Source organism: Burkholderia plantarii (genome assembly GCF_001411805.1).
Taxonomy (GTDB): Bacteria; Pseudomonadota; Gammaproteobacteria; order Burkholderiales; family Burkholderiaceae; genus Burkholderia; species Burkholderia plantarii.
Genome location: NZ_CP007213.1, coordinates 2,752,152 through 2,772,642, shown reverse-complemented (window position 1 = coordinate 2,772,642; position 20,491 = coordinate 2,752,152). Strand labels below are relative to the sequence as shown.

At 69.7% G+C, this 20,491-nt stretch carries 21 protein-coding genes and 2 pseudogenes; 8 read left to right on the top strand and 15 right to left on the bottom strand.

Features of this window, described 5'->3' with window-relative positions:
• The first annotated feature begins 74 nt into the window (after window positions 1-74).
• Window positions 75-257, top strand: a complete 183-nt coding sequence (locus bpln_RS28480; protein ID WP_042628500.1) for a CsbD family protein — start codon at window positions 75-77, stop codon at window positions 255-257.
• A gap of 276 nt (window positions 258-533) precedes the next feature.
• A pseudogene (locus bpln_RS28475) lies at window positions 534-761 on the top strand (MFS transporter); the annotation flags it as partial.
• A gap of 329 nt (window positions 762-1,090) precedes the next feature.
• On the opposite strand, the gene lhpI reads toward bpln_RS28475, so the two are convergent.
• Complete coding sequence (gene lhpI / locus bpln_RS28470) at window positions 1,091-2,005, bottom strand: bifunctional Delta(1)-pyrroline-2-carboxylate/Delta(1)-piperideine-2-carboxylate reductase (RefSeq protein WP_055140696.1); 915 nt, start codon at window positions 2,003-2,005, stop codon at window positions 1,091-1,093.
• 244 nt (window positions 2,006-2,249) lie between these two features.
• Here lhpI and bpln_RS28465 point away from each other — a divergent pair, with 244 nt between their 5' ends.
• Window positions 2,250-2,993 carry a FadR/GntR family transcriptional regulator gene (locus bpln_RS28465; protein WP_042628497.1) on the top strand — a complete coding sequence of 248 codons (744 nt, stop codon included), beginning with the start codon at window positions 2,250-2,252 and terminating at the stop codon, window positions 2,991-2,993.
• A 74-nt stretch (window positions 2,994-3,067) separates the two neighbouring features.
• Here the strand turns inward: bpln_RS28465 and lhpH are convergent, their stop codons facing one another.
• Window positions 3,068-4,075 (bottom strand): trans-3-hydroxy-L-proline dehydratase, encoded by a 1,008-nt coding sequence (gene lhpH / locus bpln_RS28460; protein WP_055140695.1) that lies wholly within the window; start codon window positions 4,073-4,075, stop codon window positions 3,068-3,070.
• 28 nt (window positions 4,076-4,103) lie between these two features.
• Window positions 4,104-5,222, bottom strand: coding sequence for a branched-chain amino acid ABC transporter substrate-binding protein (locus tag bpln_RS28455; protein ID WP_042628495.1), 1,119 nt, complete (start codon window positions 5,220-5,222; stop codon window positions 4,104-4,106).
• 759 nt (window positions 5,223-5,981) lie between these two features.
• Between bpln_RS28455 and bpln_RS34650 the strand changes: the two genes are divergently transcribed.
• Both bpln_RS34650 and bpln_RS34645 read left to right on the top strand, forming a co-directional pair.
• Window positions 5,982-6,128: a DUF3096 domain-containing protein gene (locus bpln_RS34650; RefSeq protein ID WP_080937466.1), complete on the top strand. Its 147-nt coding sequence runs from the start codon at window positions 5,982-5,984 to the stop codon at window positions 6,126-6,128.
• 128 nt (window positions 6,129-6,256) lie between these two features.
• Window positions 6,257-6,415: a DUF3309 family protein gene (locus bpln_RS34645; protein ID WP_042628494.1), complete on the top strand. Its 159-nt coding sequence runs from the start codon at window positions 6,257-6,259 to the stop codon at window positions 6,413-6,415.
• A 111-nt stretch (window positions 6,416-6,526) separates the two neighbouring features.
• Here the strand turns inward: bpln_RS34645 and bpln_RS28445 are convergent, their stop codons facing one another.
• From bpln_RS28445 to bpln_RS28435, 3 genes are read right to left on the bottom strand one after another with little or no spacing between them, the layout of a single operon-like run.
• Window positions 6,527-7,138 carry a hypothetical protein gene (locus bpln_RS28445; protein WP_042628493.1) on the bottom strand — a complete coding sequence of 204 codons (612 nt, stop codon included), beginning with the start codon at window positions 7,136-7,138 and terminating at the stop codon, window positions 6,527-6,529.
• Window positions 7,139-7,185: 47 nt separating this feature from the next.
• Window positions 7,186-7,959, bottom strand: coding sequence for a molybdopterin-dependent oxidoreductase (locus bpln_RS28440; RefSeq protein WP_042628492.1), 774 nt, complete (start codon window positions 7,957-7,959; stop codon window positions 7,186-7,188).
• Between the two features lie 2 nt (window positions 7,960-7,961).
• A complete protein-coding gene (locus bpln_RS28435) occupies window positions 7,962-8,555 on the bottom strand; it encodes a cytochrome b/b6 domain-containing protein (protein ID WP_055140693.1) in 594 nt (197 codons plus the stop codon).
• Between the two features lie 404 nt (window positions 8,556-8,959).
• Here bpln_RS28435 and bpln_RS28430 point away from each other — a divergent pair, with 404 nt between their 5' ends.
• Window positions 8,960-10,537 (top strand): methyl-accepting chemotaxis protein, encoded by a 1,578-nt coding sequence (locus bpln_RS28430; protein WP_042628490.1) that lies wholly within the window; start codon window positions 8,960-8,962, stop codon window positions 10,535-10,537.
• A 58-nt stretch (window positions 10,538-10,595) separates the two neighbouring features.
• Here bpln_RS28430 and bpln_RS28425 read toward each other — a convergent pair whose 3' ends face one another.
• From bpln_RS28425 to bpln_RS28400, 6 genes are all read right to left on the bottom strand, one after another.
• Window positions 10,596-11,324 carry an SDR family NAD(P)-dependent oxidoreductase gene (locus bpln_RS28425; RefSeq protein ID WP_055140692.1) on the bottom strand — a complete coding sequence of 243 codons (729 nt, stop codon included), beginning with the start codon at window positions 11,322-11,324 and terminating at the stop codon, window positions 10,596-10,598.
• Between the two features lie 59 nt (window positions 11,325-11,383).
• Complete coding sequence (locus bpln_RS28420) at window positions 11,384-12,721, bottom strand: NAD(P)/FAD-dependent oxidoreductase (RefSeq protein ID WP_042628488.1); 1,338 nt, start codon at window positions 12,719-12,721, stop codon at window positions 11,384-11,386.
• Between the two features lie 42 nt (window positions 12,722-12,763).
• On the bottom strand, window positions 12,764-13,543 hold the full coding sequence (locus bpln_RS28415; RefSeq protein ID WP_042628487.1) for an amino acid ABC transporter permease: 780 nt from the start codon (window positions 13,541-13,543) through the stop codon (window positions 12,764-12,766).
• Window positions 13,544-13,593: 50 nt separating this feature from the next.
• Window positions 13,594-14,430, bottom strand: a complete 837-nt coding sequence (locus bpln_RS28410; protein ID WP_055140691.1) for a substrate-binding periplasmic protein — start codon at window positions 14,428-14,430, stop codon at window positions 13,594-13,596.
• 81 nt (window positions 14,431-14,511) lie between these two features.
• The gene (locus bpln_RS28405) at window positions 14,512-15,237 is read right to left on the bottom strand and encodes an amino acid ABC transporter ATP-binding protein (RefSeq protein WP_042629559.1); all 726 of its coding nucleotides are present in this window, start codon (window positions 15,235-15,237) and stop codon (window positions 14,512-14,514) included.
• A 29-nt stretch (window positions 15,238-15,266) separates the two neighbouring features.
• Window positions 15,267-16,607 (bottom strand): NAD(P)/FAD-dependent oxidoreductase, encoded by a 1,341-nt coding sequence (locus bpln_RS28400; RefSeq protein ID WP_055140690.1) that lies wholly within the window; start codon window positions 16,605-16,607, stop codon window positions 15,267-15,269.
• 151 nt (window positions 16,608-16,758) lie between these two features.
• On the opposite strand from bpln_RS28400, the gene bpln_RS28395 reads away from it, so the two are divergent.
• Window positions 16,759-17,655: a LysR substrate-binding domain-containing protein gene (locus bpln_RS28395; RefSeq protein ID WP_042628484.1), complete on the top strand. Its 897-nt coding sequence runs from the start codon at window positions 16,759-16,761 to the stop codon at window positions 17,653-17,655.
• Window positions 17,656-17,726: 71 nt separating this feature from the next.
• Complete coding sequence (locus bpln_RS36280; protein WP_148654212.1) at window positions 17,727-18,134, top strand: hypothetical protein; 408 nt, start codon at window positions 17,727-17,729, stop codon at window positions 18,132-18,134.
• 102 nt (window positions 18,135-18,236) lie between these two features.
• Here bpln_RS36280 and bpln_RS28380 read toward each other — a convergent pair whose 3' ends face one another.
• The 3 genes and pseudogenes from bpln_RS28380 to bpln_RS38335 all read right to left on the bottom strand — a co-directional run.
• Window positions 18,237-18,752: a GNAT family N-acetyltransferase gene (locus tag bpln_RS28380; RefSeq protein ID WP_055140687.1), complete on the bottom strand. Its 516-nt coding sequence runs from the start codon at window positions 18,750-18,752 to the stop codon at window positions 18,237-18,239.
• Between the two features lie 118 nt (window positions 18,753-18,870).
• On the bottom strand, window positions 18,871-20,115 hold the full coding sequence (locus bpln_RS28375) for a LysR family transcriptional regulator (RefSeq protein WP_042628481.1): 1,245 nt from the start codon (window positions 20,113-20,115) through the stop codon (window positions 18,871-18,873).
• Between the two features lie 107 nt (window positions 20,116-20,222).
• Window positions 20,223-20,312: pseudogene (locus bpln_RS38335) on the bottom strand (GntR family transcriptional regulator); the annotation flags it as partial.
• Window positions 20,313-20,491 lie beyond the last annotated feature (179 nt).

Below are 20,491 nucleotides of genomic sequence, written 5' to 3'. Positions count from 1 at the left end.
CATTCCGTGTGCAGGCAAGCGGTTGCACCGGAAGGCACCGACCATCTCTATCGTCAAACCGGAGGGAACCCATCATGGACAAGAACCGCATTGAAGGCGCCGTCAAGCAGGTGAAGGGATCGATCAAGGAAGCGATCGGCAAAGTCACGGGCGACCGCTCGACTCAGGCGGAAGGGGTCGCCGAGAAAACGGCCGGCAAGGTCCAGTCGAATGTCGGCAAGGTGAGCGACGCCGTCAAGGACCAGCTCAAGAAGTAATGCGCAGTCATGCCTGAAGGCTGCAGCGTGCATGAACGCCTCGCCGGATCGACTCCGGCGAGGCGTTTTGCGTTGCGCGGCCAGGCTGATTCCCGGCGCAGCGCCCCCGTCCCGACGTCGTGCCGTGGCGGGTGGCGGATCACCATGCTTCAGTCACGCGGTCTCGACGCTTCGACCACCTTCGAGCATGCCGGCGACGGCTGGCGTCGGCTCGGATAGTAGAGGTGGAAGCCGTCGAATCGGAGGCTCCAGTGTTTGCGCTGCCGGGATCGTGGGGGCTGGCGGGAGTGGGTCGCCAGAATCTTTCCCGACAGCGCGGAAGCCGGTGGCGGCCTGCTGGTCGCCATCGTGCAACTGGCGATCGCGTCCGGTGCCACGGTTGGTGGACTGCTGTTCGACAGCCACAGCTACCGCGAGACGTTCCTCGCGAGTGCCGTGCTGCCGTTGATCGCGGCGGCCCTGATCTGGCTGACGTCCCGTTCCGATACGGCCGGAACGGGTTGACCGGCGGCTGCCGTCGCGGCGCGTTGGCTTCGCGACCAGGCGCTTGCCCGGCGCGGGCGGCGAAGCGTCCGAGGCCCATGCTCGCGCGAGGCGTTCGGACGGAGCATCCCGCTCACGCCGTAACGATTGGAGCCGCCCCTTTCACACCAGGGCTTCCCGCGTCGCGAATTGCAGGTTGGCCTCGCGGCTGGGCGTGGGCCTGCCGCGGCTGCCCGGGCCGAACCGGCAGGCGCGATCGGGCGTTGCGGGCGCAGTTTGAAAAACCGCGCTCAACGGCCCGGCAAGCGCCGTTCCGACGCGCCATGGGCGTGACCGCCTTCACCCGCCGCCTAGCCGATCGCCCGCCGCGCGACCCGGCAGGCCGCCAGATCCCAGGCGGCGCAGCCGACGCTCTTGAAGAACACCGGCGCGCGCGGATCGAGCTTGCCGTCGAGCGCATCCGCGAGCGAGTGGACCTTGCCCCAATCGACGCCGGCCTGGATCAGGTCGCCGGCCTCGTGTTTCGCGCCGAGGGGATCGTCCACCACGAGGTAGCTGCCATCCACCGTCGTCTTGCCGATTTCCGCCGCGTCGGGCGTGAACGCGCCGACGCCGACCACGAGGCGCCCCTCGCGGGCGGGCGCGTCGTACACCGTCGTCCTGCTCGTGGTCGCCGCGATCACGACGTCGGTGCCGGCCGGCACCTCGCCGTCGAGCGCCACGAGGTTCGGCGCCACGCCGCGCTGCTGCTCCACGAAGCGCGCGGTGCTCTCGGACGAGCGGCCCCGGCACAGAATGCGCGCGCGCGGGAACAGCACGGCGAGCGCTTCGACGTGGTTGGCGGCCTGCTTGCCGGTGCCGATGACGAGGCATTCCTTCGGCGCTTCGCCGTGCAGCGCCAGGATGCCGAGCGCCGTCACGGCCGCCGTGCGGCGCCCGGTGAGCGTCGGGCCGTCGAGGACGAACAGCATCTGGCCGGTATGCGCATCGCAGGCGATCACCTGGCCGTGGATGGTCGGCAGCTGGCGCTGCGCGTTGGTGGGGCAGACGTTGACGAGCTTGTGGATGGCGATGTCCGCGGCGCTCGACGGCATCGACAGCATCAGGCCGCCCGCCTGCAGCGGGACGACGAGGCGCTCCGGGCTGACGATCCCGCCTGCGCCGTATTCCGTTACGGTCTCGCGCAAGACCTGGATCAGCGTGGAGTAGTCGAGCAGCTGCGCGGTCGATTGCGCGTCGAAAATCTTCAGCTCCGCGGTATGCATGGGCGATGTCCTGGTTGGAGGAAAAGGGGCATCGGGCGATCTCGGTCGCCACGAATATTGGCTTGAATTTAAACCACGCCTGGTACTATAACAAGCCAGAACGGCTCGTGTTTTCACGCTGCCGGACCGGCATCGGGGCCATTTAGCGGCGCCCGACCGACGAGACGACGGCCGCTTCGTGGCTCCTCGAATCCCCTCGGCCAGGTGGTATATTCAGGACCACACTGGAAACATGGACATCGTTATGGCATCTGCCCGACTGGAGCTTCCCGGCACTTTCCGCCCGCTGCAGATCTATGAGCAGGTCTCGGAGAAGATCCGTGCGGAGATCCGGGCGGGCCGCTATGCGCCCGATGCCCGCCTGCCGTCGGAGCGCGAACTCGCGGCGCTGTTCGGCGTGGGGCGGCCGGCGGTGCGCGAGGCGATCGGCGCGCTGCAGAACGAGGGGCTCGTCGTCACGCGCCGCAATTCCGGCACCTATGTGTCGGCCAACGCGCCGGAACTGCTGGCGCGCGCGGTGCTGCCCGAAAGCGACGCCGCGTTTCATGCCGCCGACTACAGCCCGTCCGCGACGCTCGACGTGCGCCTGATTCTCGAGCCGGCGATCGCGCGGCGCGCGGCGGCCCACAAGAAGCGCGATCCGCTGGCGGAGCACTATCTGGCGCAGATGGAAACGCTCACCGACGTCACCGACAAGGAGCAGCAGGCGCTCTGGAACAACAGCGACCGGCTGTTCCACCGGCAGCTCGCGATCATGACGGGGGACGCGCTGCTGGTGAAGCTGGCGCAGGAGATCGCCGACACCATGGACCAGTCGCTCTGGAAGCGCGTCAAGGACGACGGGATCTACGATCCGCAGCGCATCCGGCTGTACGTGGCGGAACACCGGCTGATCTACGAGGCGATCGTCCATGGCGACGCGGACGCGGCGGCGTTCTACGTCGAGCAGCACATCCACCGCGTGCAGCGCGACATCGCTCCGCTCTGACCAAAAAAAAGCGCGCGCCGCCACGGCGCGCGCCGACCAACCCCTGGTAGGGGGAGAAGATTCAGGGAGAAACCTCAGCGGACCAGAAAGCCGTAGGTGAGCGGATCGCGTTCGTCGATGATCCATTGCGCGAAGCCGCAGACGTAGGCTTCGCCCTCGACCTCGGGGATCACGGCCGGCATGCCCCGCACGGTCGTCTCGCGCAACACCTTGGCCTTGAACACGGTGCCGACGATCGACTCGTTGACGAGCGTCTCGCCGGCCGCGAGTTCGCCGCGCTGATACAGCTGGGCGACGCGGCCCCCGGTGCCCGAGCCGGTCGGCGAGCGATCGACCTCGCGGTCGGCGAACACGCAGCAGTTCGCCTGCGTCGAACCCGCGTGGCGCGGCCGGTTCGCGATGATGGTGCCGTAGATGTGGTTGATCTCCGGGATCTCGGGATGCTGCACCGGGAACGCCAGATTCGCGGCGGCCTTCACTTCCGCGCCGAAGCGGATCAGCTTCTCGACCTCCGACTCGCGGACCTGCAGGCCGAACGGCTCGCCGTCCACGTAGAAATAGAAGGCGCCGCCGTAGGCGATGTCGCCCGTCACCGTGCCGAAGCTCGGCGTCTCGACGCTCACGTCCCGCTTCCAGAGGAACGACGGCACGTTCACGAAGCGCACGGTGCCGGCGTGTTCGCCGTCCCATTTCACGAACGCCTCGATGAAGCCGCACGGCGCGTCGATGCCGACCCGGGTTTCCGGCACGGTCCGCTGCACCCAGCCCAGCTCCACCGCCGCCGTGGACAGCGCGATCACGCCATGGCCGCAGTGGTCGCTATATCCTTCGTTATGCAGAAAGATCACGCCGAAATCGGCATCGGGAGAGACCGGATCGGTCAGGTAGCCGCCATACATGTCGGCATGCCCGCGCGGCTCGAACATCAGGGCCTTGCGGATCTCGTCGGCGTTGTCCTTGAGCCAGGCGCGGCGCTGGACGATGGTGTCGCCCGGCAGCCGCGGCAGCCCGCTCGTGACGATGCGGAACGCCTCGCCGCCGGTGTGGACTTCGACTGTCGAGAGGGTACGGGTCGGTTTCATCGAATGGTGCCGTTCGTGGGGGAGTGGCTTACTGCGCGTAGGGGACGGGCAGGCCGTCCTTGATCACGTAGACGGTGGTCGGCGCGCCCTGCAGGTCGCCCCTGGCGTCGAACGAGTAGGTGCCGGCCACGCCCTGGTAGTGCTCGCGGGCCAGTTGCGCGGTCAGTTTGGCCTTGTCGGTGGTGGTGCCGGCCTTGACCATCGCGTCGGCCAGCATCTTCACGCCGTCGTAGTAGTTCACGCCGTACACCTGGGTGGGCGTGTGATAGGCGTCCTGGTACTTCTTGAGGAAGTCGCGGCCCCGGGCGGTCTTTTCCAGCGCCACGCCGCCCTGCGCGCAATAGACGATGGAGGCCGCGTCGCCGGCCACCTTGCCCATGTCCGCCGAGCAGATGCCGTCGCCGCCGAGCAGCTTCGCGCGCAGGCCGCGCTGGCGCATCTGCTTGGCCATCGGCGCGCCCTGCGCCGCGTAGCCGCCGAAGAAGATCACGTCCGGATTCTCGGCCTTGATCGCGGTGAGGATGCCGAGGAAATCGGTGGCCTGCGAGTTCGTGAACTGATGGTCGACGATGGTCAGGCCGCTGGCCTTCGCGACCTTCTCGAACTGCTGCGCCACGCCTTGCCCGTAGGCCGTGCGGTCGTCGATGATGGCCGCCGTCTTCGCCTTGAGCGTCTTGACCGCGAACTCGGCCATGGTGCCGCCGAGCTGCTCGTCGCTGGCGCCGATCCGGAAGATGTTCGTGAAGCCCTGCTGCGTGAGCGCGGGATTCGACGCCACCGGCAGCAGCGGCACGCCCGCGCCGCTGTAGACGCGCGAGGCCGGGATCGCGACGCCGGAGTTGTAGGGGCCGAGCACCGCGACCACGCCGTGATCGACGAGGTTCTGCGCCACCTGCACGCCGACCTTGGGGTCCGCCTGGTCGTCTTGCGAGTCCAGTTTGAACGTCACGGCCTTGCCGGCCACCATGACGTGCTGCTTGTTCAATTCGTCGACGGCGAGGCGGGCGCCGTTTTCGTTGTCCTTGCCGTTGGCGGCCTGCGGGCCTGTCAGCGGCGCGGAATGCCCGATGACGACGACTTCTTGCGCATGGGCGGCAACGGCGCCGAACGCCACGGCGCCAGCCAGTGCGATGGAAAGGTGACGCATGATCGGCCTCGCAAATTGGTTTGAGAGAAACCAATGTATTGCATGGGTGGTACCGGTGCAAGCAGATTTCAAAAAAGGCCGGCTCGGTGGTATCCCTGAACACCACTCGGGGAAGGGGCGCCCTGCGCTCGTGGCAAGGTGGACTCGGCCGATGCCGGGGTTGCCGTTCCGTGTCGCCGCCGATGTCTTGCGCGCGGGACGTTCGCGGCCGGGGTGTCGGGCGGAGCCCCATGGGATGGAAACGCGACGCGCGATCCCGGCCGTTGCGAAAGCACCGGTCGGGGCGCGGGCCCTCCGTCTTCCGACGGTGGCGAAACGGGCGCGTGAGCGGTCGTGAGCTGTCTTGATCGGGCGGGACTGTCGCGGTGAACGGAAGGCGATTTCGGTAACAGCGCCGACATATTCGTTGCTGAACGTGAACGGCTGGCGGCCCTCGCATCGCGAGCCGGCCACCACCGCGATCGCAGGCCGCGCGATCGCGGCTTGCCGGCTGTTCGCGTGCCGCGAGCGGCAAGCGACGACGCATCGTCGCGATGGCAGCGCGGAAAAGCAGGCACCGTCATGCCGGAAGCGATTGGCCGGCTGACCCGGCCGCCACGCCGGTTGATTCGCGGAAGACCACGGCGTCAAACCTTTGCCATCCGGCGGCATGGCGGGACGGGCAACGTTTCGTAACATCTTCCGTTTTATAGGCGACGGAGCAAACGTACCATCGTCGAGACCGCATCCAACCCGCCGGTCCATCCCAACGGAGACATCATGAACATCACCACGCATGCCGGCCCCATGGTTTCGCTGATCGCGGGCATCCTGATCCTGGCCGCACCGCGCCTGCTCAACTACATCGTCGCCATCTACCTGATCGTCATCGGCCTGCTTGGCCTGTTCGGCGGCCACATTCACTGACGCAAATACCAAGCATCGATGAGGCGCCCGGAGGGCAGGCCGGAATGGTTGCGCACGCAACGGGCGCGACGGCGGCCACGCCCCCGGCTCGTCGGGACGACGTCAACCTTGTTCAACGGAGAAACGACATGTCGCTGGAACTGCTGCTGTTGATCGTGCTTGTGCTCGTGCTGATCGGTGTGTTTCCGGCGTGGCCTCACAGCCGCAGCTGGGGCTACCGGCCGAGCGGCGCGCTGGGCGTGGTGTTGATCGTCGTGCTGGTGCTGTTCGTGCTGGGGATGATATAGGCGCAACGGGCATGCCGCCGGCTTGCCGGCGGCATGCCCGTGTGGGATCGATTCATCGAATCGACCCGGGCGGCGGTGCCGGGCGCGATGTGCCCGGCACCGCCGCGCCGCTTACATCGGCGGCGCCACGCCGTCCTTTTCCACCACGACGAACTGGGCGCCATAGCTGCCCTTCGCCGGCACCGCCACCACGAACACCTTCTTGCCGGCCGTCAGGTCGGCGCGCGTGGCCGGAATCAGCGTGACCACGGGCGCGCCCGGCGGCACGGTGACGACGTTGCTGCCGCCCTTGTACGAGAGCTTCAGGTCGCGCCCGTTGGTGCTGTCCACCACCGTGTCCACGTTGGCGTTGGTCATCGAGCTGTTCGCGCCGAGGTCGTAGGCGTAGTGGCCTTCGCCCATGCCGCGCGCGGCTTCGGGGAACACCAGCACTTCGCGGGCGGTCAGCTTGCCGTCGGGACCGGGCATGGCGGCCGCGCCGACGTAGGAGCCCGGCTTGATGTCGGAGAGCTGGATCGCCTTCACCGCGTTGATGTGCGCAGCATCACTCATCTCGATGGTCACGTTGTCGCCGCTGCGGCGGTGAACCGTCAGCGTGCTGCCCGCGAGCGACACGACTTCGCCGCGAATCCGCTCGGGCTTGGCCGCCGGAGATTGAGCGAGCGCGGCGCCGGCCAGCGTGAGCGCGACGAGCGATGCCGCGAGCTTGAAACGAGTGGACATGATGACTCCGTGTTGATCTGTTGCGATTAGAGAATGCGGCGGGCGGATCACGATCCGCCGAACCAGTTGTAGCCCTGGTTTTCCCAGTAGCCGCCGGGAAATTCGTTGGTCACCGTGATGGCGACGATGTGTTTCGGATTCTTGTAGCCAAGCTTGGTCGGCAGCCGCAGCTTCATCGGGAAGCCGTACCTGGCCGGCAGGGTCTGGCCGTCGTAGCTCAGCGCCAGCAGCGTCTGCGGATGCAGCGCGCTCGGCATGTCGATGCTGGTCCAGTAGTTGTCGGCGCAGTGCAGCGCGACGTATTTCGCCGTGGTGTCGGCGCCGGCCAGCAGCAGGAAATCGGAGAAGCGCACGCCACCCCACTTGCCGATCGCGCTCCAGCCCTCGATGCAGATGTGCCGCGTGACCTGGCTGCGCTGCGGCAGCGCGCCGAGTTCGCCGAGCGTCCAGTTGCGCTTGCCGTTCACGCGCCCCGACAGTTCGAGCCGATAGGTCCGCGCGTCGACGTCCGGCACCTGGTCGATGTCGTAGAACGCGTTGAACGGGAACGGCCGCGTGATCATCGATTCCGGATAGGTGGGCGCCAGCTTGGCCGGATCGAACAGCCGCGCCTGCACGCCGTCGTTGAACGAGGACATGGTGCGCAGCAGCCGGTTGACCGCGCCGTCGCTGCTCGGCTCGCAGCCGCTCAGCAGCGCGAGGCCGCCCAGCGTCAGCAGACGCTTGCCGAACAGGCGGCGCGTGGACGAGTCGAGCTCCCGGTGCGCGTCCTTGATGATCGAGGCGGCGTCGGGCGTATAGGGTGGTTTGCGTGAGTCCATGGTCAGCGGCCCCGGATCATGGTGAGCAAGGTGCGCGGCACCAGCGCGACCATCGCGACGTGGATGGCGAAGAAGCCGACCAGCACGCTCATCGCGACGAAGTGGACGATCCGGGCGTCGTCGTAGCCGCCCATCAGCATCCGCAGCGCCGGCAGCTGCACCGACTTCCAGACCGCCAGCCCCGACACGATCACGAGCACGAGGTCAGCGATCACGACCAGATAGGCCAGCTTCTGCACCGCGTTGTACTGCCCCGGCGCGGCATGGCCGAGCCGGCCGCGCAGCGCCGCGCCGAAATCGGCGGCGAGCGCGCGCGGGCGCAGCGGCAGCAGGGTCCGGCGCAGCCGCCCGGTGAACGCGCCGAGCGCCAGATAGGCGGCGAAGTTGGCCACCAGCACCCACATCATCGCGAAGTGCCAGAGCAGCGCGCCGCCGAGCCAGCCGCCGAGCGTGACGGCGGCCGGGAAATGGAGCGCGCCGAACAGGGGGGACGCCTCGTAGACCTGCCAGCCGCTCATGCACATGACGATCACCGCGCAGGCGTTGATCCAGTGGAAGGCGCGGACCCAGACGGGATGGATGGAGATGGACTTCAAGGAAACCTCGTTGGCATGGCGGATGGCCTGATGACAAGAATCGCAGCCGGCCGGGCGCGGCGGTATCGGTCGAATGACCGATCCATGCCGCGCGCCGCCTGCCCGTGTCGTGTGGCGGCCTGATGTCATGACCGCTCGCGGACAGTGGCCACCGTGCATCGATCGGCGAATTGTTCGCGAATCCGGTCGGCGATTCGGCAACGCGGAGGCACGGCGAGGCGCGGCGAGGTATGGCGAGGCACGGCGATAAGCCGACGGAAAGGCAACGGCAAGGAAACGACGCCGGCATCCCTTAAGTCCCGCCGGCGCAATCCGTTAATGCACGGGCGGAGATTGTCGCGACGGGCGGCAGGAGGCTCGCGGCGCCAGCAGGTCCGCGAAGGGGAACCTCGAAAGGGAAACGGATGAAACTGAAGAACCTGCCCGTGAGAACGGGTTTTGTTGCGGTGCTGGGGCTGTTCGGGACACTGGTGCTGGTCATGGCGCTGCTCGGCATCGTCTCGCTCAACGAAAACAACGCGCTGTCCGCGAAGATTGCCACGCTGAACGCGCAGGTGATCGACCTCAAGGACGTCTACATCAACAACCTGAAGGCCCGCAGCGCGCTGTCGCGCGCCTTCATCGCGATCAGCTCGAACTCGTCGGCCAAGGACGGCGCGCTGGCCGACGCGCGCCGCTACCTGGATCTGGCGAAGGCCGCCGACGCCGCGTTCGAGAAGATCCCGAAGGACGACGACGACCTGCGCGGCGCGGCCGGAACCGTGGTCGACGCGTTCCGCGCGCATTCCGGCGCCATCGACGGCCTGTTCGCGGCGATCTCGAGCGGCGACCTGAAGGCCTACGCCGAGGCCAACGAAGGCTCGATGACGCAGACCAGCATGGTGTTCGGCAAGAGCAGCGAGGCGTTCTTCACGGTCGCCGCGAGCCAGACCAAGGCGCTGCAGGAGCAGAACGCCAACGCGCGCACGCTGCTGATCGGCGTCGCGATCGGGCTGCTCGCGCTGTCGTGCGTGCTGATCGTGCTGGTCTACGTCGGGCTCGAGCGCGCGATCGTGAAGCCGCTCAAGGAAGCGGTGGTGGTGGTCGAGCACGTCGCGCGCGGCGACCTGACGGTCGCGATCGCGCCCGGGCGCGAGTCGTCGAACGAGATCGGGCAGCTGTTCGTGGCGATGAAGGAGATGAAGGGCAGCCTGTCGGGCATCGTTCGCGCGGTGCAGGGCGGCAGCGACGTGATCGTGACGGCGGTGCAGGAGATGGCGAGCGGCAACACCGATCTCTCGCAGCGCACCGAGCAGCAGGCGGCGGCGCTGCAGCAGACCGCGTCGTCGATGGAGCAGCTGACCAGCACGGTGCGCCACAACGCCGACAACGCGAAGCAGGCCACCCAGCTCGTGAACGGCACGGCGGCGCTGACCGAGCAGGGCAGCCAGGCCTCGAAGGAGATGGTCGCGACCATGCGCGGGCTCTCGGAACTGTCGGGCAAGATCTCGGACATCACCAACGTGATCGAGAGCATCGCGTTCCAGACCAACATCCTGTCGCTGAACGCGGCCGTGGAAGCGGCGCGGGCCGGCGAGGAAGGGCGCGGCTTCGCGGTGGTGGCGAGCGAGGTGCGCTCGCTCGCGCAGCGCAGCGCGAACGCGGCCCGGGAGATCAAGGAGCGCATCACCGATTCGCTCGCGCGCGTGGATGCCGGCGCGCGCCAGGTCGAGCAGGCTAGCAGCGTGATGGGCGAGATCCTGGTGTCGGTCAATAAGGTCAACGACCTGATGGGCGAGATCGCCGCCGCCTCGGTCGAGCAGTCGACCGGCATCGAGCAGGTCAACCGCGCGGTCGCGCAGATGGATCAGGTCACGCAGCAGAACGCGGCGCTGGTGGAGGAAGCCTCGGCCGCCGCGCTGTCGCTGGAGGACCAGACGCGCGTGCTCAAGGACGCGGTGGCCGTGTTCCGCACCGACACGGGCGGCATGCGCTTCGCCTGAGGTAGCCCGCGGCGTCGCGATGAAGGCGCCGTCCGCGCCCGCCGCGCATCACGGTGACTCAGAACAGATCCTCGTGCCGGCAGTTCACCAGCAGCTCGGCGATGCTCGCCGAATCGGGCATCTCGATGGTGTTCGCGACCAGCCGGGCGATATCGTCTGGCTGCGTCATCGCCTCGGCGGGCAGGTCGGCGATGCCGGCCGCCATCTCGGTGTTGACGAAGCCGGGGCACACCGCCACCGCGCGCAGGCCGTCGTCCCAGCCGGCGCGGCGCACCGCGTGCGTCAACGCGACGGCCGCGTGCTTCGACATCTGGTAGCCGACGTTCGCGTTGCGCACGCGCTTGCCCGACAGCGACGCGATCTGCACGAAGCGCGCGCCGCCCGCGCGGCGCAGATGCGGCAGCGCCGCCTGCACGAGCCGGAACGGCGCCTTGACGTTGATGTCGAGCGTCTCCTCGAGCAGCGCGTCGGTGCCGTCGTCGAACGTGATGTGGCGGCAGATCCCGGCATTGCTGACCAGCACGTCGATCCGGCCGAAGCGCGCGAGGGTCTCGGCCACCCAGGCGCGCGCGGCCTCGGGGTCGCGCGCCTCGTAGCGGGTCGCCAGCACCTCCGGGGCGGGCGCGCCGCCGCCGGCATCGGCGAACGTGTCGGCAAACGTATCGCCCAGGCCGCCCGGATCGCGCACGCCCAGCGACAGCCGGTAGCCGCGCCGTCGCAGTTCATGGGCGATCGCGAGCCCGATGCCGCGATTCGCGCCCGAAATCATCGCCACCTTGTCCGTCATGGGAGAGCCTCGTGAAGTGGGGGAGGGGGCAGGGGCGGACGCGCGCCGCCCCGCCCGGGTCAGAAGCCGGCGTCGATCACGATCTTGGTGCCGTCGTAGAAGCGGTTCAGCCGGAACGCGCGCGGATCGACGAGCGGCGTGTCGTTGGCGACGAGGTCGGCCATCAGCCGGCCCGCGCCGGGGCCGATGCCGAAGCCGTGCCCCGAGAAGCCGGTGCCGATGAAGAGGCCCGGGATCCGTTCGACGCCGCAGATCACCGGAATCGCGTCGGGCGTCACGTCCATGTAGCCGGCCCAGCGCTGCGCGACGCGTGCCGCGCCCAGATGCGGAAACACGCGCAGGAACTCCGCGAGCCCCGGGTCCACGTAGCGCGCGATCGGCTCGGGGTCGAGCGTGCGCACGCGCTCGAACTCGGTCGGCCGGTCGAGCGCCCAGCGGCGCGGGCGGCGCAGTTCGTCGACGAAGCGTCGGCCGATGCCGATCCGCATCGCGCCGCCCTGGCTTTTCAGCGCCTCGAGATAGAGGAAGAACAGCCGGAACGCGTCGGGCGTGAGATCGGTCCAGGTGCGAAAGCCGGCCGCGATCGTATAGCCGCCGTCGGCGCGCTTGCGAAACGCGAAGTGCTTGTTGCTCGCGCTGATCTCGGGGCCGCCCGCGAGCGGCGCGGTGCGCATCACCGAGGCGCGCACCAGCAGCTGCGGCAGCTCCACGTCGAGGCTGCGGCAGAAATAGCGCGTCCACGCGCCGCCCGCCACCACCACGGCCGAGCAGCGGATCGTGCCGTGTTCGGTCACCACCGCGCTCGCGCGCCCGCCGCTCGTCTCGATGCCGCGCGCCGCGCACGGCGTGAGGATCGACACGCCGCGCCGGCGCAGCGCGTTGGCGATCGCGGGCGCGGCCTTCTGCGGCTCGGCGCGCGCGTCGCCGGGCGTGTAGAGGCCGCCGCGGTATCGCACGGTGGCGCCGGGCAGCAGCGCGGCGATCTCGCGCTCGCCCACCTCGCGCGTGTCGAACGTGTCGCCGGCCTCGTCGCGCGCGCGGCGCAGCCAGTCGCGATGGTCGTCGATCGCGGCCTCGTCCCCGGACATATAGAGGATGCCGCACTGGCGAAAGCCGGTGTCGATGCCGAGCGTGGCGTCGAGCGTGCGCCAGATCCGCAGGCTCTCGATCGCGAGGCGCAGCTCGCGCGGATCGCGGCGCGTCACGCGCACCCAGCCCCAGTTGCGGCTCGACTGCTCGCCGGCGATCTGGCCTTTCTCGCAGAGCGCCACGGACAGGCCCTTGTCGGCGAGCGCGAGCGCGGTGCTGATGCCGATGATGCCGCCGCCGATCACCACGACGTCCGCTTGCGCGGGCGGCCGGGTGTCGTCGGCTACGGTGTCGACTGTCGGTCCCATGTCGAATCGGGTTTCCTGGTCAGAAGTAACGGGACGCGGCGCTCAGTGGCGCGGCGCGACGCGCGCGACGGCCGCGCGCACCACGCGCCGCATCGCGGCGGCCCGGGGTGGCCGCTGCGCGCCGGGATTGGCATGGCGGTTGGTCCAGCGGTCCAGATGGTTGATCGCGTGCGTGAGCGGCACCGTGATCAGCAGGTAGACGGCGCCGGCCGCCACCAGCGGCGAGAGGTTCGCGGTGTTCACGGCGCTGTTCTGGCCGATCGTGAACAGGTCGCGCTGCGAGGTCAGCAGTCCAAGGAAATAGACGAGGCTCGAATCCTTGACGATCGAGATGAACTGGTTCGCGAGCGCGGGCAGGATGCGCCGGATGCCCTGCGGCACGATCACGTAGCGCATGGCGGCCCAGTAGGTCATGCCGAGCGCCTGGCACGCGTAGAGCTGGCCGCGCCCGACGCTCTGGATGCCGGAGCGGAAGATCTCCGCGATGTAGGCCGACGAGATCAGCGCGAGCGCGACGATCGCGAGCGGGTACGGGTTCGGCCCGAACAGCGCGAGCCCGACCGGCGCGAGCCCCTGGCCGACCACCAGGATCACGAGCGCGGCCGGCAGCCCGCGGAACACGTCCACGTAGATGCGTGCCGGCACCGTCAGCCAGCGCGCCGGCGACACCGCCATCAGCGCGAGCACGAGGCCAGCGGCGATGCCGAGCAGCGTGGCGAACACCGACAGCACCAGCGTGTTGACGAGACCGGTGTAGAGCAGCGTCGGCAGCGACGACGTCAGCAATTGCCAGTCGAGGAAATTCTCGATGAAGGCCTGCATGATGGACTCCTCGTGAAAGTGGCCGGGCGGGGCGGGCAGGGCGGCGCGGCTCAGCCGCCCGTCTTCATGGCGTAGGGCGGCAGGCTGGCCGGCGTCGGGTAGGTCGGGTTGAACTGCTTGTAGAGCTTGAGCCAGGTGCCGTCGGCCACCAGCGCGTCGATCGAGCGGTTCAGCGCCGCCGCGAGCTTCGCGTTGCCCTTGCGCAGCGGGAAGCCGGCCGGCAGGTTGACGGCCGAGATGTCGAGCTTGTCCTGCAGGTTCAGCTGCGGATACTTGGCCTGCAGGCCGACCGCGAGCGTCTTGTCGATGAAGTAGCCGTCGATGTATCTGGACCGCAGTTGCAGGAAGCCGGCGTTCAGGTTCGGGAAGCGCACCACCTGCGCGCCGGGGATGTAGGTGGCGGCGTAGGTGTCCTCGATGGTCCCTTGCACCACGCCGATCCGCTTGCCCTTGACGGTCGAGAGGTCCGCCGTGATCGGGCTGTCCGGCAGCGTCGCCACGCTGAGCAGGCCGGTCAGGTAGCCTTCGGAGAAGTCGACCATCTTGAGCCGGTCGGTGGTGATCGAGATCGAGCCGGCGGCCACGTCGAGCTGGCGGTTCGCCACGCCGGGCAGCATGCTGGCGAAGTCCTGCGCGCGGAACTCGACCTGCAGGCCGAGCTTCGCGCCGATCGCGCGCAGCAGCTCGACGTCGAAGCCCGTCATCCTGCCGTTGTCGACGTAGGAATACGGCTTGTTGTTCGCGTCCACGCCCGCGATCAGCTTGCCCGGGGCCAGCGTGCCGAGATCGTCGGCGAACGCGGGCGCGGCGGAAAACGCCGTGAAGGCAGCCGCGACGGACAGCGGCACGGCAACGGCGACGGCACGGAGGAACTGGCGGAAACGCATGGCGGAACTCCTTCGGATCGGGTCAGACGCGGGTGAGGCGGCGGGTGAGACTGGCGGGCGACGGCGCGGGCGGCGCCCGCTTCAATGCAGGATGCGCGACAGGAATTCCTGCGCGCGCGCGGAACGCGGGCGCTCGAAGAAGCGCTCGCTGGTTTCGTCCTCGACGATCGCGCCGCGATCCATGAACAGGACGCGGTCGGCCACGCGCCGCGCGAAACCCATCTCGTGGGTCACGCACAGCATCGTCATGCCGTCGCGCGCGAGTTCCGTCATCACGTCGAGTACCTCGTGGACCATCTCCGGGTCGAGCGCCGAGGTGGGTTCGTCGAACAGCATCGCGACCGGGTCCATCGACAGCGCGCGCGCGATCGCCACGCGCTGCTGCTGGCCGCCGGACAGCTGGGCCGGAAAGCGGTCCTCGTGGGCATGCAGGCCGACCCGGCGCAGCAGCGTGCGCGCGCGTTCGGCGGCCTCGTCGCGGCGCCGCCGCAGCACCTTCACCTGGGCCAGCACGAGGTTCTCGCGCACCGTCAGGTGCGGAAACAGTTCGAAGTGCTGAAACACCATGCCGACCGTCGCGCGCAGCGCCGACAGCTGCGCGGGGCTGCCGCCCACGCGACGCCCGTCGATCACGATCTCGCCCTGCTGGATCGATTCGAGCCCGTTGACCGACTTGATCAGCGTGGACTTGCCGGAGCCGGACGGCCCGCAGATCACCACCACCTCGCCGCGCCCGACCTCGGCCGAGCAGTCGTCGAGCACGCGGTGCCCGCCATACCATTTCGAAACCTTGCGCACTGCGATCATCGCGAACTCCTGCGAACGGGAACGGGACATCAGGCCAGCGCGGCGCGATGCCGGCCGCTCCAGTAGTCGTCGAGCTGGTACAGCGCCGCGCCGACCGGCACCGCCAGCGCTCGGGCCAGCGAGGCCGCGCCGAGCGGGAACGCGCCCTCGCCGAACGGGCCGGCCTCGGCCGCCGCGCCGGCGATGCGCCGCGCGATGCGCTGGCCGAGCCACGTCATCAGCGCGACGCCGTTGCCGTTGCAGCCGAGCGCGTAGTGGATGCCGTCGGCTTCGCCGAGATGCGCGAGGCGGTCGTTGGTCATTGCCACGAAACCCTTCCAGGCATGCGTGAGCCGCACGTCGCGCAGGGCCGGCCACAGCGACACGAGCTTCGCGTAGAGCCGGCGCGCCGCGTCGCGTTCGTCGAGATCGCGGATCGCCGGGCGCGAGCCGAACAGGATGCGCGTGCCGTCCGGCGAGGGCCGCGTGTAGAACAGGTTGCGGCGCGAATCGCTGACCATGCGGCGGCCCGGGTTCAGCGCGTCCATCAGGCCCGGCGGCAGCGGCTCGGTGGCGATCTGGTAGCTCGCCACCGGCAGCACGCGGCGCGCGAGGAACGGAAGCAGGTCGCCGGTGTAGCCGTTGGTGGCCACCAGCACGTGGGCCGCCGCGATCGTGCCGCGCGCCGTATGCACGCGGAACCGCGCGCCGCCGGCGGCGGTCGCGCCGAGCCGCTCGATGCGGCGCGCGCCGGCATGCGAATGCAGCGTCGCGCCGCGCCGGCGCGCGAGCGCGCGCAGCGCGCGGTGATACTTCGCGGTGTGCAGGCCGCCGTAATCGTCGATCAGGATGCCGCCATAGTAGTAATCGGTGCCGATCAGCGCGCGCTGCGCCTCGCGCGGGATCAGGTGGACCGTCACGCCGGTCTTCTCGCGCAGCAGTTCGCCCTGCGCGCGCAGCGTGTCGAAATGGCGGGGCGTGTAGGCGCCGAAGAAGCGGCCGCTGATGTGCAGGTCGGCGTCGAGCCGTTCGTCGGCCACCAGCTGCTTGAGGAAATCGAAGCTCGCGATCGACTCGCGCATCAGCCGGTGCAGTCGCTCGGCCGAGACGCCGCGGATCGCGTTGGTCAGCGCGAGCTTCTGGCCGCTCGACACCATCCCGCCGCTGCGCGTGCTGCCGCCCGCGCCGAGTTCGGCCGCGTCGATCACCGCCGTCGCGAGGCCGAGGCGCGCGGCCTCGGCCGCCGCGGACAGCCCGCAGTAGCCGCTGCCGACGATCACCACGTCGGCCGCCGCGGGCAGCGGCGCGTGATCGGTTTCCGGCGGCGCGGCATCCCACCAGTACGGCGCGAGACGGAACGCGTCATGGAACAGCAAGGCGTCGGGCCGCATCTGGATTCCCCGTGGCTTGAGCTTGGAACCAGTCTAGGTTTGTGGACGAGATCCGGTCAAATAGCGACAAAAACAGCTTCCATTCAATTTTGATATGGCAAGCTGCGATGGAATCCTGACAAATCCGGCGCGCCGGGCGAGGGGGGAACGGATGAACCAACGGCAGATCGAGGCCTTCCGACTGGTGATGCTGCGTGGCTCGATGACGGCCGCCGCGGAGGAAATGAACACCTCGCAGCCGAGCGTGAGCCGGCTGATCGCCGAGCTGGAGGCGGCCACCGGGCTCGCGCTGTTCGTGCGCCACGGCGGGCGGATTCGCGCCACCGACGCCGGCACCGCCTTCTATCGCGAGGTCGATCGCAGTTTCGTGGGGCTCGAGAAGCTCGGGCAGGCCGCGCGCGAGATCCGCCAGTTCGGCAGCGGGCGGCTGCGGCTCGTGGCGGCGCCGATCATGGCGCTGTCGTTCCTGCCCGCGGTGATCGACGATTTCCTCGCCGAGCATCCGCGCGTGGCGGTCTCGCTCGAAATGCGCAGCGAGGGCACTATCCAGCGCTGGGCCTCGTCGTCGAATTGCGACATCGGCTTCACCACCACCACGCCCGACGTGGTCGGCGTGACGAGCGCCGCGCTGTACCGGCTGCCGGGCGTGTGCGCGCTGCCGGCCGGGCACGCGCTCGCCTCGCGCAAGCGGATCGTGGCGGCCGACCTGCGTGGCGAGCGGCTGATCCTGCCGTCCTATGCCGACGACACGCGCGCGAGCGTCGACCGCGTGCTGCGCCAGGCCCACGCGGATCAGGTGCCGACCATCGAGACGCCGTATGGCGCCACCATCTGCGCGCTGGTCGCGCGCGGGCTCGGCGTGGGCATCGTGAATCCGCTCGCGATCGAGGAGACCAATCCGCAGCGCATCGTGTTCCGGCCGTTCGCGCCGGAGATCGTGTTTCGCGGCTTCATCGTGTGTCCGCAGTGGCAGCAGGAGAAGCCGATCGTGCAGGTGTTCCTGGCGATGGCGCGGGCACGGATGGCGCGCGTGGCCGCGGCGGCGTGAGGCGTCGCGCGTGACCGGCGGCGCCATCGCCATCGCTCATACAGCGTGGCGCCCGTGACGAGGAACAGCGTGTGGATGGCCGCGAATCTCGCGAGACCGAGCGGCGTGAGCAGGCGCGCGCCCGCGAAGCCCTGGCCCGGCAGCGGCGGGATCACGACGGCGTCGAGCAGCCAGACCAGCGCGGCGGCCAGCAGCCCCTTCAGCATGGGCGGCGCGCGCCACGCGCCGGGCGTGAACGCCTAGGCCGCCATCCTCAGCCGGCCGGCGGCGATATGGAGCGGCTGCCGGAACGCCCGGTTGCCGCCCAGCATGGGCGGATGGCCGGGGCCGGCCAGTTCGACGAGCAGGCCGGGCAGCCCGCCGCGCGCGGTGACGATGCCGGCGTGGTCGACCACGATCAGCAGCGCGGCATTGAGCAGGACGGCCGGCAGGCCGGCGCACGGCGCGGCGCAGGGTGGCCGCGAACGGACGCGGCGTGAACGGGGGAAGGGCATCGGAGCGGGGCGTGGGTGACGCCGGCCGCGTTGGTTCATTCCGTCGGGACGTCGGCCTCCGTGCCGCTCATCGCGCTCACGCCGGCATCAGGCCGGCATCACGTAGATGCGGTCCGTCACCGGCGTCCGGCCGATGTGGCTCGTCGCCGAGCCGGCCTGGGTCCAGCCGCTGCGTTCGTAGAAGCGGATCGCGCGCGCGTTGCCCTCGAGCACGAACAGATGGACCCGCGTCGCGCCGAGTTCCCGTGCCCAGCCGCGCACCGCGTCGATCAGGCGGGTGCCGGCGCCGCGTCCGTGATGAGCCGGATGCACGTGCAGCGAATCGAGCAGCACGCCGAGCGCGGCATCGGTCGGCCGCTCGGCGCTGACGAAGCCGATCGGCGCGCCGTCGTGCTCGGCGAGCATCACGAGCCCCTGGTCGCGCGCGTCGCGGTCGAGACAGGTTTGCCAGTGCCGCGCCTGCAGCGCCGGCAGTTCGCCGAGCAGGTAGTCCTCGGGAAGAATGTGGGCATAGGTGGCCTGCCAGCTCGCCGTATGCAGCGCGGCGATCGCGCCGGCGTCGGCGGCGCCGGCGCGGCGCAGATGAGGAACGGGATCGGGCACGGGCGGGCGTCGGTCGGGTGGCAACCGGCCGATTCTACCAAGGCCCGGCTTCGCGGCTGCTTCCGCTCGAACGACGTGATCCCGGCCGCCGCCGGCAACGCGCCCGGCGACCTGGCCGCTATGGCCGGGCCGCCGCGCTCGGCATGGCGCGCAGCGCCTCGCGGATGCAGTCGATCAGCACGCGCGCAGCCGGCGACGGCGTGCCGCCCGCGCGCATGATCAGGCCGATGTCGCGCCGCGTGCCCTTCAGCGCGATGTCGAGGATCTTCAGCTCGCCGGAGCGGCATTCGTAATGCAACTGCTGGGCCGACTGCACCGCGAGCATGTCGGTGGCCAGCAGCAGCCCGCGAATCACGGCGAGATCGGCCGTCTCCACGGTGGGCTGCGGCGGCTTCAGGCGCTGGCGCGCGAAGATGCCGTCGATGGTGGCGCGCGCCGGCGCGTTCGGGCGCGGCAGGATCCATTGCGCGCCCACCAGCTGCGCGAGCGTCAGGTCTTGCAGGCTCGCGAGCGGATGCCCGGCGCGCGCGATCACGACGAGTTCCTCCGACATCAGCTTTTCGTTGACGAGGCCGCTGGCCGGATCGTCCTGCCGCAGCGCGCCGAGCACGAAGTCGATGTCGCCGGCGCGCAGGTTGGCGACCAGCGTCTCGTAGGCGCTTTCGTCGGTGGAGATCCGCACCTGCGGGCAGGCCGCGGAGATCCGCGCGATCGCCGCGGGCAGGATCAGCGTGCGCCCGAGCGGCAGCGCGCCGATCGTCACGCTGCCCTGGATCACGCCGCGCGCGGCGGCCAGGTCGTCCTCGATATGGCGCAGCTCGTTGAGCGCGCGGCGGATGTGCAGCACGAACGTCTCGCCCTCGGTGGTCAGCACCAGGCCGCGCGCGTGGCGGTGGAACAGCCGGATGCCGGCGCCCGTCTCGAGAATCCGGATCGCGCTGCTCACGGCCGGCTGGCTGATGCCGAGCGCGTGCGCGGCGCTCGGCATGTGGCGATGGCGCGCCAGCGACACCGTCAACTGCAGCCGGCGCGTGTTGAGCAGATAGGCCGGCAGCGGGCGCTCGGTGGTGGGCCGGCGGCCGTTCTGCAGCGCGAGGCACCAGGCCGCCACTTCCTCGAGTTCATGGAACACGCGGTCGGCGCGCTTGAGCACCACGCGCGCGGCGGGCGTCATCATCATGCCGGCCGCGCGGCGCTCGAACAGCTTCTCGCCGACCCAGTGCTCCAGCTCCTGCAGCGAGCGCGTGATGGCCGACTGCGCGCGGTGCAGCCGGGCAGCCGCGCCGGACGCGCTGCCGACCTCGGCGATCGTCCTGAAGACGCGCAGTTGGGCGAGATTGGGCGGTTCGCGGCGAGGTTCCATGGGCGGGGCGAGGTCGGTGGCGTGAGCGGCGCGGGCGTGCGGGGCTACGACGGCCGGCCGTCGAGGCGCGGGTGGCTCGGCGCCAGGTCGAGGCGGTCCTTCGAGATCTCCACGAGCCGCAGGTCCGGCGAGAGTTCCGCGTTCAGGATCCTCTCGCGCAACTGATGGACGATGGCTTGCTGCGTGGTGTTGTTCATGCGGCCGGTGGGAAAGTCTCCGATCCCGCATGTTCCCCGTGCGCGCGGGCCGCGTCAAATGCCGCGACACGGCGGGAGTGCCGTTGCGGGCCGTGAGCGGGTGCCGTTGGCCGTTCGCGGCGGCTGGTTCGTGATTGGCGGGAAAGGGATGAGGGACGGCGCCGGGGCAGGGGAGGATT